Origin of the sequence: Sphingobacterium sp. ML3W, assembly GCF_000747525.1 — a bacterium.
Lineage (GTDB): Bacteria > Bacteroidota > Bacteroidia > Sphingobacteriales > Sphingobacteriaceae > Sphingobacterium.
On record NZ_CP009278.1, the window covers coordinates 568,626 to 582,662 of the forward strand.

Genomic DNA, 14,037 nt, shown 5'->3' on the forward strand with positions numbered 1-14,037 from the left:
AAAAAGAACCAATATGAACAAGTATATTACTAGATTAAAAAACACTTTATACGTTGTAGGGGGGATTATGCTTCTTGTATCGTGTAATAAGGATTTTCCAAATCTGCTTCAAAATTTTAATGAAGCTAAGGATAGTCCAGAAAATAGAGATAAAGTTTTGATGGTTATCATAGATGGATTGGCTGGTCCAGCAGTACAAGATCTAGAACCCGTCAATCTAACGGAAATGACCCGAAGCGGAATGGTGACTTATGGTAGTCTCGCCGATCCAACGGTAGATTTTAAATTGACGAATGCAGCTGTGGCATCTACCCTGTTAACAGGGGTGAATGCAAAGAAAAACAAGGTAACGACAGATGATTTATCAAACTTGGATACGGATGCTTATCCGACCATATTTAGCCGATTGAAATCTGTGAAAAAGCAAGAAGTATCGGCACTCTATACTTCTTCGGATGATTATGCGACTTACTTGGGAAAAGATGCGCATGTACAAAAGGGAGCTACTGATGAAGCGGTTGTGGCAAATGCTATTAATGGTTTAAAAACCGACTCTGCAGATTTAAATGTCGTGCATCTGAAAGCAGTAGACCAAGCTGGTGCGGCATCAGGGTATGATGTTTCTGCGGCTGCTTATGTCGAGGCTATCAAAAAAATGGACAAGCAGGTGCAGGATTTGGTAAATACCATCAAAGCGCGTGAAAGCTACCTGCATGAGAATTGGTTGGTCGTTATTACTTCTGGAAAAGGGGGAGATGCAGAGACACCGGTTACCGATTACACAGCTTTTGGAGATAGTAAACGCCATACGTATACGTTAATGTACTCGCCAAAATTTGCTAGAAAAATTTTACCAAGACCCAATGCTAAGGATGTGCCTTTTTTCGGAAATGCCCCAAAGTACACATACAAAGAAAATAATCAAGTGGTGGCGTCTTTACCTGATGTGAGTCAATTTAATATGGGCTCTGGATCCGATTGGACGATTACTTTATTCCTTAAATTTAATGCTCCAGGTAAAGAGTATATCTATCCTGCATTTTTAGCAAAGAGAGAGTCTGCATTTACAGCGGGTTCACCTGGCTGGAACTTATTTGTTGAATATGGTTATTGGGGTTTCAATAGTCCAATTTCTGATCAGGCTTTTGGCACAAAGATCAATGATGGTGAATGGCATGCATTGACCACGGTAATAAAACGAAGTGGTAGTCAAGATTCTGTATATGTATATACTGATGGCACCAACGCCTCTGTAGCATCTAAAGTATCGCAATCATCTATTAAAAACAACAATAGTTTAGATAATGAAATACCCTTAGAGATTGGTTTTAACAAGGGTAATGGAAATAGAGATCCTGATTTTTCTATCTGTAATTTACAGATTTATAATCGGGCATTTACGTTTGAAGAAGTGAAGCAATACGGTGGTGTGACGCATATTGATGAGACTTTTCCTTTTTGGGATAATCTAGAGGGATATTGGCCTGGATATGACGATGTAAATACAACTAAGTTGACAGAGAAGACTGGTAAGGCTGCTAACTTTAACATTAAGGGCCCTGTGTCATGGGTAAGTTTCAATGAGCTGGTGCCATTTTTTCAACCACCAATTGGTGATTCATTTTTTCGTCAGGTACCTAATGCAGTGGATGTCCCATTTATGATTTATCAATGGCTGGGTGTTTCAGTTGAAAGCGCATGGGATCTAGATGGTAAAAGCTGGAGCCCCAATTATGCACAAATAAGAAAGTAATCAATAGAATTGACCATTATGAATAAAAGATATATAATATTTGGAGCTTTAGTTGGTATCATAACTTTAGTTGCTTCTTGTGGTAAAGAGGGCTTCGATTTTAAAGATGGCTATCAAGAAGGAGATGATAAGGAATCACCAATCCTTTCAGACACGACGATGGGAAAAGTAGATAAAAGCTTGTACAACCGGGCTCGAATTTATCCAGGATTGATCGGTGAAAATGTGAACCGAATACAGGATACAACATTATCCTTATTGATGGATAAGGTCCATGTCAGTGCATATGATTATAAAGTAAGTTATACGCCTCCGCCTATATATAGTACGGGTCTTTATGCACCTGCTGGAGAGACGGTACGTATCAATGTACCACAGGGGGCTATTGGTATGACCGTACAGATTGGTGTACATACCGATAATATTGCTGGGAAAGATGCACCGCGAAGAGATGCTGTTATTTACACAAAGAAAGAGCTTTTTCCTGGAAATAATTATGTGGGGAATCTATATGGTGGAACAATCTGGATCATCAATGCTAAACACAGTTCAACACCGATAGATTTAAAGATTACAGGAGCTGTCAAAGCGACTGATTTTGTCCTTGGAAAGACGTCGGTTTCAGATTGGAAGAAACAGGTGTTGGCTCATGATGTACCTTGGATGGATTTAATCGGGAAGCGAACAGCGTTTACGGTTCCTAGATCACTCGTAGTGAAATTTATTCAATCGGGTAAAATGGATCATGTGGATGAAGCGCTGGAGCTTTGGGATGAATCGTACGTGAAGGATTATTATAATTGGATGGGGTTGTCAGCTGATGCTGCTAATCCAATCAATCGCTATCCAAGTTTATGGGAGCGTGGTGTGATGGACATCCATCCCTCGGCAGGATATGCACATAGTGGAAATCCATGGATCATGCAGGAGGATGAGTATTGGTTGGAAGAATTAACCAATCCAGCTACCATTAAAAAGGGAGCATCTTGGGGTAGTTATCATGAAGTGGGACACAACTATCAAGCGGGCAACTCGTGGAGTTGGTCGGATCTGGGCGAAACAACTAATAATATTTTCATCTTTAATGCCGCTCGTAATCGTGGAGAAACGAATCGTACAGACTTTCACCCTGCTTTGAAAACCGCAATTCCAAGTGCTTTGAACTATGCTAAATCATCAGTGCCAAAAAATTTCTCAAATTTTCCTGCGGGCTTTGGTTTAGATAAGGATAATGCTGCTTTTGCCCGGATTACGCCTTTTTTGCAAATATTTGATAAAGTAAAAGGTCGAAATGGAGAATCGGGATGGGATTTTTTCCCTTATATTTATACTAAGGCGAGAAATGAAAATTTTTACACATCACTTGAACAGGCAAAAAGAGATTACTTTTATCGTCAGTTATGCCATTTTGCAGGTGTAGATTTTGATCGTTTTTTTAATGCTTGGGGTATCCCGGTAAGTGCGTCTGCGAAAAGGGAAATCCGTAATGCATATGCTCCGATGACAACCAGTTTATGGGAATATGACCCATTGAATTATACCGGGGGAGATAGTCCTTTACCACCTAAATACGACTTGGATCGTACAAGCTGGACAATCATGGCTTCCAGTGAATATCCCGCAGAAGGAGGGGGTAATGGTGTTGTAACGGCATTGACAGATAATAAAACCACTAGTTTTTGGATGAGTAATACGGCTAATAATCCACCACATATACTCACCGTGGATATGACTGAATCATCGGCTATAAAAGGTTTGTATTATCAAGCGCGAGATGCTGGAAATAATGTGCCTAAATCCGTTAGGATAGAGGTCAGTACAGACAATGTCAAATGGACCTTATTAGATTCTGATGAATTGCAGAACGCAAGTGATTATACTTATAATACAACCCTAAATTCTTATGAAATTCCAACCGGAGATAAATCACGTAAAGAATTTGCATTTAAAAAAATCTATGAGGTGCGCTATATCCGTTTCACATTTCCGGATGAAACATCTTGGGCGGGCAGCAAATTTGTGGGTGTAGCAGAGATTGGCGCTTTTTACGATAATTAAGCTGATAAACATGAAAAAGAATTTAAATATATTTAGACAATTGATACTTGCCTTTGGCGTGCTCCTTTTAGTAATTAGCTGTACAAAGTATGAGAATCCCGAAGCTGTGTATGAAGAATATGAACAGGCAAGCAAAGATGGGATGGTCCGTAAAGTGCTCTTTATTTCTATAGATGGTGTGGTTGGGGAAGAGATGAGAAAAGTGATGCCGACAAATGTGGCTGAAATGCTCAAAAATAGTAAATACTCATTCCGTACCCTTTCTGATGCACAAACGACAGATGCATCCACTTGGATGTCCATGATGAGTGGTGTCAAATATGCTATGCATCAGGTTGGCGATGAGTCATATATTCCTAAACCAAATCCTAATCATCCTCATGAGAATACTGCTGGATACTCTTCCATATTGTATCGGATATCTACTTTAGCACCTACATTAAAATCTTATGTGGTGGCAAGGGATGAGTCCATTACGAATAAGCTTTTGGTAAGTGCCGATGAATCTTTTGTATCGAAAACGGACGAAGAGGTGAAAAATACAACTGTAGATTTCTTGGATAAGAAAAATCCTGCTGTGACAGTTGTTCAGTTCAAAGATGTTTTGTTGGCTGGACAACTTGAAGGATTTTCTGCTGGAAAAACTGCATATGCTGATGCTATTAAAAAAGTGGATGGCTATGTAGGTGAGATCATGACCGCTGTAAAAAATAGAAAGAACTATGAAAATGAAGATTGGTTAGTTATATTAACAAGTAATCACGGTGGTTTAGGGAAATCTTATGGTGGAGATTCCTTCAATGAACGTAATGTCTTTGCGGTTTACTATAATCAAAATTTCAAATCGCTAGAGCTGAATGCCGATTTAATGAACAGTTTACGTTATAAAGGTTGGTTTTCCAATAAAAATTTAACTCAGGGTAAGGTAACAATAAATACGGGAGAGGAGGGTACCCGAGCTGTGTCACCAGATGGTGATGTTTCGAAAATGCTGGACATAGGAAACAATCCGGATGGCTTTACCATAGAATTTAAAGCGAAGTTTCAAAAAACAACCTCACATCCAGGTGCTGATTATTTTGATACTTTTTCTTTGTGGTATCATTCCATCTTGGGTAAAAAACAAGAAAATGATGATGTATCAGCTGGTTGGATGTTAAGAACGCAGGGTGATTCTCAAATAGGTGTGAGATTGAGTGATGGAACTACAAATGGACAAGTACTGGTGGGTAATAGAAGAAATGATGAATGGTTCCATTTCGCAGCAACGGTAAAAAAAATAGATAGTAAAACTGTACGTGTAGAAGGATATGTAAATGGCGTATTGGCTACATCGGAAAATATTTCCGTTAATTACGAAAAAGTAATATCGAATTCTCCTTTTTTTGTAGGATATATAACGCCTTTTAGATACGGGTTATTAGATTTTCAACTGTCTGATTTACGTTTATGGAATAAAACACTGAGTGCGGCAGAAGTTTCGAAAGTCTCCTGTCTAATGGATTTTGAAACTTCAGATCCTTTAAAGGCTCATGTAGTGGGGTATTACCGCAGTATGGAAAGCAACAAAGAAATGAAAAATTCATTGGGTCTAGGTCCTGTTCTTATGGTTTCGGGAGCGAAACCTGAAACGGATTTGGTACAGAATTTTTCACCGTGTACTGTTGGGGATGATAGTATCGTGCAAATACAATCCGATGATATTTATACTCAAATATTTTATTGGTTGGAATTGCGTACTCAAAAAGAATGGAATTTACAGGGGCAGTTATTCCTTAATAAATATGAAGTAGAGTTCTTGAAACCTTAACTCTTTAGCCAACTGAGATGAAAAGAAAATTAAAATTAAGCAGATTCTTTTTTTTGGGAACTTTGCTATTGGCTTTAAATGCCTGTAAGGAAGAAGAAATAGTCTTCCCCAAAATTATAAATACAGAAGTGGAAGTTTCTGAAAAGAGACCGACTGCAAAACCAAGTAATTTGACGTTTGTTTCTGCTTTTAATCAATCTATCGAAATCTACTGGCCTGCACTTAGTGATCGTGTTGCCAAAGCTTTATTAACCTATAATGAGGGTAATGCGGTCAAAAATATTGAAATCCAAAACTTTAATGAACCTCTTGTTCTGCTATTGAATGAGATGAAACCCTATAGTTTCGATCTGAAGTACTTTACCACTGATGGGACAGAATCTAAAATCACGACGGTAAAAGCTACTCCTAAGCCATTTGAAGTCGATTATAAGTTAGATAACATATTGACAGACATGGTAGATGGTGGTGTTGAATTTGTATTCCCGAAAACATTGGACAGGACATTGGAATACAAAATCGCTTATCAGAAGGATGGTGTTTCTAAGGAAAATGTATTGTCAGGGGCCGCGGTAGATACGGTCATCATTGATAAACTTTACGATGAGACTAAAGTGATTGACTTTTCGATCTCAATTGTTGATGCTGAATTGAAGAAAACGGCAACAAAAGTTATTCAGATGGCACCCGGTATTTTACCGTTTAAAACGCTGATTCCATCATTTTTATTTAACACGACAAGTGCCACTACGGGCGCAGTGACTTGGGATAATACGATCAATGAAAAGATAACCGTAAAGGTCGATTATTTATCCAATGGTATGGCTAAGTCTGCGCAGGTATCGAGTGATGCGGTTAGTGGTTTGCTCTCTTTTGAAATTGGAAATAATACCACTGATTTGAAGGTGACTTTAACAGGGAAGGAAGGAATATCTACGGTATTTGTACCGCTATCGGAGTATACCGATAAAGCGAGTTGGAAAATAACTATTTCGGATGAACAAAGTGGCGATGGAGGTGGTGCTGCTGCTTTGATCGATAATGATATCAATACATTTTGGCATTCTGATTATGGTACGCCTATTCCTTTTCCGCATTGGTTCATCATTGATTTTGGGAAGGAAAGATCCCTTTCGAAAATTGGATTGATTAAAAGACATAATGCCTCAAATGGATTTATTGCTTATAATATTGAGGTTTCTTTAGATGGAACTAATTTTACCACTGTTGCTAATGCGTTGGCATTTGATCCAACAAATGGTGAATGGCAAGATTATTTGTTCTCAAAAGTTGTGGAAGCGAGGTATGTCCGTATCACGATGACTAAACCTAAGAACGATGGTGATAACTTTACGCACTTAGGTGAATTTAGAGCATTTGGATATTAGTTCAAATCTAAATACAAAATCGAACTACAAAATTAAGGGGCCTTGCATGAATAGCAAGACCCCTTAATTTTTGGAATAATCCTCAAAGGACCTTTATCGTATTACCTTACTTTACGGCATAATTTTCACGAATTGTTCATACCCTATATTTGACATACAATCGAGGACATAAAAAAAAGGCTTCGGAATTTTCCGAAGCCTTTTTTATCTATATTTATAAACCTTATTGGGCTAATAATTTGATATCTCTTTCTACAGAAACATTATCTCCAGTAATGGCATTACCATCTTTATCCACTAAAGTTAATTTTACTTTTACATCACCCATTGGTAACCCTTTAATTTCGTAAGGACCCCAATTATCCAATGTGAATTGTTTACCGTTCACATCAGCAAGCACTTTATTACCATCAGCAGCTAAAGTAGTATTGACAAGGAAAAAGTCGAGCAATAATACTTTCGTATCTTCACCTTTATACTCTCCCTTTGGACGGCTATAAAATAGGGAAGGAGCAGTTACTGCAGCTTCTTGTACTACTTTTGCGTCTTTGTCAATTTTAAATTTAACCAATTTTGATGCTTCTGTTGTTTTTATCGATTCATGGTATGAGCGCGATAAGAATGACATCAAATAATGTTCAGAGTTCAATGCCACAGTCACTGTATGTTCTGGTTTATACAAAGCCGCATAAGGTTTGTTATCCAAAATGAAATGGATGTGTTGTCCATCATGTGAATTAGCCATATGATGATCATGTGCAGTCTGCTCTGTTAATTTAAAATTACTAACCGTATAGTTGACCGTAACTTTAGCAGAGTCAGTACCCACCTTCTCAGAAGTAATGGAGGCAATTTTTAAATCAGCGCCCGGAAAAGCTTTTGAATCAGCTACAGGAGTAACAGTGATATCGGTACCAGAAGTGCTATCAGTAGAAGCGATAGAATCTTGACCTGTTGTCGTCGTTTTAGTTGCGGTATTCTGACATGAAGCTAGCGTTCCTCCGATAGCGAGTACTGCCATTGCAAACTTTAATACGTTTTTTTTCATAATTGTATGATTTTACAATAAATATAAACAGATTATATTAAAAAAAGTTTATAACTACCCAAAAACTAAATCTAAAGCAGCAAAAATATGCTGTTTAGCAATTGTCAAATCCTCATCAGTATGCGCATGTGAAACAAAGCCAACCTCATAACCAGAAGGGCCAAAATAAATACCTCTATTTAAAAGCTCACGGTGCATTATTTTATATGATTCCATCGAATTTGGATCTATTTCACTTGCTTTTAAGATGGCTTCCTGATCGGTAAAAGCAAACCAGAAGATAGAAGCAATGGTAAAGATTTTCACCTCATAATTTTTCTCTTCAATATAGTTCCGAATATCAGAAACGAAAGTAGCCGTTTTCCCATTTAGATTTTTATAAAAATCAGGTTGGGTTAAGACTTTACAAGTAGCGATACCAGCAGCCATAGCAACCGGATTGCCTGATAAAGTACCCGCTTGGTAGACATTACCATCAGGAGAGATACAGCTCATCAATTCCTTTGATGCACCATATGCACCAACAGGCATACCACCACCGATAATTTTACCATAAGTGATGATGTCAGGTTGCACCTCGTAATAAGCAGCAGCACCTTCAAAACCCAAGCGGAATCCAGTTATCACCTCATCAAAAATCAACAACGCACTATTTTGTTTAGTGATTTCTCTTAAATAGTGGATATATTCTTTAGTCTGTAATAAAAGACCATTATTTGCAGGAACACCTTCAATAATAACAGCAGCAATCTGATCTTTGAATTGCTCAAAAACAGCAGCTAATGCCTCTTTATCGTGCAATGCAATCACAATGGTTTCATCGGCAAAAGCTTTAGGAACACCCGCAGAAGAAGTTTCACCAAAAGTAACCAAACCCGAACCCGCTTTTACGAGTAAGGAATCCGAGTGACCATGGTAACAACCTTCAAATTTCACAATTTTATCACGTTTTGTATAACCTCTAGCCAAACGGATAGCAGACATCACGGCTTCAGTACCTGAACTCACGAAACGAATTTTTTCAATAAATCGATTGTTCGATATGATCAATTCAGCAAGTTCATTCTCTAAAGCAGTAGGAGCTCCAAAACTTAATCCTTTGCTTAACTGTGCAGTAACAGCTTCACGAATTTCATCGTTGTTATGACCTAAGATTAGAGGACCCCAAGAGCAACAGAAATCGATAAACTCATTTCCATCGGCATCCCAGATATGAGCTTTATCTCCTCTTTCAATAAATAAAGGTGTACCGTAAACAGATTTAAAAGCGCGTACAGGTGAATTTACGCCACCAGGAAAATATTGCTTCGCTTTTTCAAAAAGTTGAGCCGACTTTTCTCTAGAAATATCAGCAGTTTTCGTATGAGCGCTATTTTGTTGTGTCATATTGATTATAATTTACACTACAAAAGTATCCAATTATTTACTAAAATCTCTCATTTCAGTGTAAGGAATAGCACAAGATGCAGGACAAAGCAATGTGCTGAAATCATTTATTTTTAAGCTAGAACAAATAAAGCCCAAGATAAACTTGAGCTTTATTTGTCATGTATATATGAGGTCGATTATTTAATCCAACCTTTTTCGATAGCTTCTTTGGCATGGTAAGTCAAGATTGCAGTAGCACCAGCACGGCGGAAACTCATAAGCGTTTCCAATATTGCTGTCTCTTGCAACCAACCATTACCGATAGCAGCCTTGATCATGGCATATTCCCCAGAAACATTATAAGCAGCAATTGGCAGATCAAAGTTATCATGCAACGATTTGATGATATCCAAATAAGGAAGGCCAGGTTTTACCATTAAAAAGTCAGCACCCTCTTCTAAATCCAATTGTGCTTCGATCAATGCCTCTCTACTATTGGCATAATTCATTTGGTAGCCCTTTTTATCACCATTTTTTGGAGCCGAGCCTAGTGCATCGCGAAATGGGCCATAAAAAGACGAAGCATATTTCGCAGTATAAGACATTAAGGAAACATTTGTGAAGCCATTTTCATCCAAGATATTCCGGATATAACCAATACGACCATCCATCATATCCGAAGGAGCGATGATATCCGCACCAGCTTGAGCATGTGCTAAAGCCATTTTTCCCAAAACAACTAAAGTCTCATCATTCAGGATCACGCCATTTTCGACTATTCCATCGTGACCATCCGAACTGTAAGGGTCCATGGCAACATCTGTAATGACACAAGCCTCTGGAAAGTTTTTCTTAACCTCTTCAATTGCTTGAAGATATAAAGTACCCTTTCTATAGCTTTCGGTTGCAAATTTATCTTTTAAAGATTCTTCTACGGCAGGGAATAAATCAAATGAATTTAAACCAATTTTTAGACAGCTTTCAATTTCACGTAATAAGTTATCAATCGAATACCGATAGATCCCAGGCATAGATGAAATTTCTGTTTTTTGATTTTGTCCTTCTACAATAAAGAGTGGAAAGATTAAATTACCCGTACTTAAACGGTTTTCTTGAATCATATCGCGAATCACCGCTGATTTACGATTTCTTCTCGGACGTTGTAACATGTTATATGTATTTTAAGAAGATTGGAAGAGTTTAAATTCTTCCAATCGTATTATGAAGTATAGTCTAATCCAAAAATAGCTTCAGCCAAGCCAATCTCATCAGGAGAGTAAGGCAGCGTATATGAAAGTCCCATTTTATCGAATACCGCTGCCGTTGAGCGACCGATACAGATGACTTGTTGCTCCGGTTCAATTAAATTGTTGACAAAGTAAGCTTCAGCATTACTAGGGCTAGTAAAAATCAAAACCTCAGCATTAGTAGCGTCGATATTATCATCTAATACCGTTTCATACACAGGCATGTTGATGACTTTCGTCTCCGGAGTAAGTGCTTTTTGAATGGTTTCCAAAGAGCCCTTTGCACGTGGAATCAAAACTGTACCACCATCCGCTAATGCAGCAAACTGGGCAGCAATCTCCTCCATCTCAATACCATACTGTTCCCCAGAAAAATCAGCTCGACGATCATACTTACGTAAAGTATCCTCAGAACCACGGCCAACAACAGCAAATTTAGTCTTCTTGCTCAAACGAGGTTCTAAGCTAAAGAAATGCTCAATACCATTTTTACTAGCAAAGAAAATCCAGTCAACATGCTTTAAGATAAACGGATCAAGTTTATTGATAATAGGGTAAATCTTAATTAATGAACGAGCATCAGCTTGAATGTTATGTTTAGCAAAATAACGAGAAAGGTAAGAATGCTCATCTAAATCTCGGCTAATGAAAACCGATTTTGGCAACTTCCTATCCTTCGCATATTTAGCGAAGATAATTTCTGCCATCTTCGAAGGATCATCACCTTTCACATAGACACGATCAGGAAAATCATCACTCGTTTCAGCAATAGAAGTCCAAGTCTCGTAGGTATCACCAGTTTTACGACAGTAAGCACCTAATGGAGCATGACAACCCGCCTCAAATAAATTCAATATCTTACGTTCAACAGCAATTGTTTTTTGAACCTCTGCGTTATTTATCGGCTGTAGCGCTTGAAAGAGTTCCACATCGACTTCGCGAATCTGTACCGCCAATACACCTTGAGCAGGAGCAGGAACCAGTTCAACAGCAGGAATCTCTTCAATATGAAAATCAGAAATATCCATGTCGACTCTAGAAATACCAGCCTTTGCAAGCATGATAGCATCGTATTGCTCATCGCGTAATTTCTGCATACGGGTCTGTAGATTACCCCTTAAATCTGCAAATTCAAGATCCGGTCTAATCGAAGAAAGTTGGGCTTTACGTCTGTTAGAAGAAGTACCAACAGTTGCATTATGCTTTAAAGAAAGACGTTTTTTGATATCAACACAATCTTTATGGATAATCAATAACTCTGCAGGATTCTCGCGATCCGAAACAGCAGCGATAATCAATCCAGGAGGATTGACTGTAGGTAAATCTTTATGAGAGTGAACCGCTAAATCTATGGACCCAACCAATAGCTCTTCTTCTAATTCCTTGGTGAAAAATCCCTTACCTTCGAGTTTATCTAAACGGAGATGTTGAATGATATCACCTTGAGTTTTGATGATTTTTAATTCAGATTCAATGCCAATTTCAGCGAGACGATCTTTGATGAAGTTAGCTTGCCATAATGCAAGTGCACTTCCACGAGTGCCAATGATAAGTTTTCTATTCACAATCTATATTCTTTACCTTATTTTATTTATTAAGATAGACAAAAATAAATAAATAGTATTAATTTGTTGACACGTTACTGTCAGAATAAAATCTCAATAATAGGAAATGAAGAGCTTGAAGGAAGGTAGAGATTAATTTACACCATTTTCGTTCACTTTGACTAATATCTCTTTAGCCATCACCATCGGAACTTTGATGTATTTCTTTTCCATATAATTAATAATCTTTTCCAGTACATCACGTGCTTCTGGATCTAAAGCTTGAAATTCTGAAGCAAAAACTTCATTTAATGCCGTAGATTTGATTTCCTTAATCTTTTGTGGAACTTGACGCATCGCAACTTCAACACGTCTTTGTTTGATAATAGGTAAGAATTCCTGAATATTATCCGCAATAATTTTTTCAGCATTAGACAGTTCACTGTAACGCTCCTCGATATTCTTATTTGCGATCGCTTGTAACGAACTCACTTCAATATAATGAACAGCATTATTCGCCAATACTTCCGCATCAATATCATTCGGAATCGCTAAGTCGATAATAATCTTCTTGTCCGTCTCCCCATTTAATAAAGATTGGTATAGTGTATTGTCAATGATAGCGGTAGTAGCACCAGTACAAGTAATCAAGATATCAAAACCTCCTTTATAGGTCATTAATTCCGATAAAGGATACGCTTGAGCATGCAATTCTTCCGCTAACTTATGCGCATTTTCAACTGTACGGTTGAAAATAACAAAATTGCTCGATTGTTTCTTTTGAAAATATTTCGCTAAATTTTGATTCGTTTCTCCAGAACCAATAATTAAGATTCTTGGATTATCAACAAGCTTGATTTCTTTTAATTTACGGTAAGCTAAAGAAACAACCGAAATCGGGTTTCTAGAGATTTTTGTAAACGTATAGACCTCTTTTGCAGTTTTGACAAGACGATCCATCAACATGCGTAGAAAATCACCGGTAAAACCAGCTTCCCTACATCTTTCGTAAGCGCGACGTACCTGTGCTAAAATTTCTTTTTCACCAACGACCAAACTTTCAAGAGAACAAGACATCCGAAGAAGATGGTTTAACGCATCCATTCCTTCGTATTTATTCACCTGACCTAAGTAGCATTGTAATCTTTCTTGAGGAACACAGAAATTGAGTTTTTCCATAAATTGCGCAATGAATTCATTCGTCAGGTCATGGGCGCCATAAAACACAAATTCAACACGGTTACATGTGCCGATATAGAAGACCTCAGGAATATCTAAGTTATGTTTTAGATTCATTAGTCTACTCTCTAATTCCTCATTACAAATAACAAGATTACCTAAATCTTTAAGTTCTACGTGTTTGTGTGTGAATGCTAATACCTTAAGATTCTTCAAAGCAATATCCTCGATTAATTTTAACTCTGCAAATGTAGTTTAAAAGCTTATGCTATATGTCAAAAATCTGTCAAACAGATGAATTTAGAATGATTACAAATAATGTTAAATTAATGTTAACAAACTGATATATATAGGTTTGTATTATGTGATTTAAAAAATATTTGTTGAATATCATATATTCACAAAAAAAACGTGTCTTCAAGCACACAATAAAACTCAAAAAATGATGATTCTTAAATCGAGAATATCAATAAATGCACCAATTATTTCTTTAAGCCGATATATTACTCAAGAGCCCCACTTTTTTAATCGTTAACATCTATATAGGGCAAAGAGATCGTGGTCATGAAAAAGTCTCTGAATATGGATGGAGTGATTGCAGATGTATTAGCATGGAATGCAGTATCAATGAACAGGTTTTTT

General features: G+C 37.5%; 9 protein-coding genes. 4 read left to right on the forward strand and 5 right to left on the reverse strand.

What is annotated here, in order from left to right; all coding sequences use genetic code 11:
• Nucleotides 1-13: 13 nt before the first annotated feature.
• The 4 genes from KO02_RS02645 to KO02_RS02660 are packed head-to-tail and all read left to right on the forward strand — an operon-like array spanning nt 14 to nt 7,009.
• The gene (locus KO02_RS02645; RefSeq protein WP_038695605.1) at nt 14-1,753 is read left to right on the forward strand and encodes a LamG-like jellyroll fold domain-containing protein; all 1,740 of its coding nucleotides are present in this window, start codon (nt 14-16) and stop codon (nt 1,751-1,753) included.
• A gap of 18 nt (nt 1,754-1,771) precedes the next feature.
• Nucleotides 1,772-3,811: a M60 family metallopeptidase gene (locus KO02_RS02650; RefSeq protein WP_038695607.1), complete on the forward strand. Its 2,040-nt coding sequence runs from the start codon at nt 1,772-1,774 to the stop codon at nt 3,809-3,811.
• 10 nt (nt 3,812-3,821) lie between these two features.
• Entirely contained in the window at nt 3,822-5,621 is a 1,800-nt protein-coding gene (locus tag KO02_RS02655; protein ID WP_038695609.1) for a LamG-like jellyroll fold domain-containing protein, read from the forward strand.
• A 17-nt stretch (nt 5,622-5,638) separates the two neighbouring features.
• Nucleotides 5,639-7,009 (forward strand): discoidin domain-containing protein, encoded by a 1,371-nt coding sequence (locus tag KO02_RS02660; protein ID WP_038695611.1) that lies wholly within the window; start codon nt 5,639-5,641, stop codon nt 7,007-7,009.
• A gap of 223 nt (nt 7,010-7,232) precedes the next feature.
• Here the strand turns inward: KO02_RS02660 and KO02_RS02665 are convergent, their stop codons facing one another.
• From KO02_RS02665 to hemA, 5 genes are all read right to left on the reverse strand, one after another.
• Nucleotides 7,233-8,057, reverse strand: coding sequence for a hypothetical protein (locus KO02_RS02665; RefSeq protein ID WP_038695613.1), 825 nt, complete (start codon nt 8,055-8,057; stop codon nt 7,233-7,235).
• 54 nt (nt 8,058-8,111) lie between these two features.
• Entirely contained in the window at nt 8,112-9,443 is a 1,332-nt protein-coding gene (hemL, locus tag KO02_RS02670; protein ID WP_038695615.1) for a glutamate-1-semialdehyde 2,1-aminomutase, read from the reverse strand.
• A gap of 179 nt (nt 9,444-9,622) precedes the next feature.
• A complete protein-coding gene (hemB, locus tag KO02_RS02675; protein ID WP_038695617.1) occupies nt 9,623-10,594 on the reverse strand; it encodes a porphobilinogen synthase in 972 nt (323 codons plus the stop codon).
• A gap of 50 nt (nt 10,595-10,644) precedes the next feature.
• The gene (hemC, locus tag KO02_RS02680; protein WP_038695619.1) at nt 10,645-12,237 is read right to left on the reverse strand and encodes a hydroxymethylbilane synthase; all 1,593 of its coding nucleotides are present in this window, start codon (nt 12,235-12,237) and stop codon (nt 10,645-10,647) included.
• 132 nt (nt 12,238-12,369) lie between these two features.
• Nucleotides 12,370-13,611 carry a glutamyl-tRNA reductase gene (gene hemA / locus KO02_RS02685; protein ID WP_038695621.1) on the reverse strand — a complete coding sequence of 414 codons (1,242 nt, stop codon included), beginning with the start codon at nt 13,609-13,611 and terminating at the stop codon, nt 12,370-12,372.
• Nucleotides 13,612-14,037: the final 426 nt, after the last annotated feature.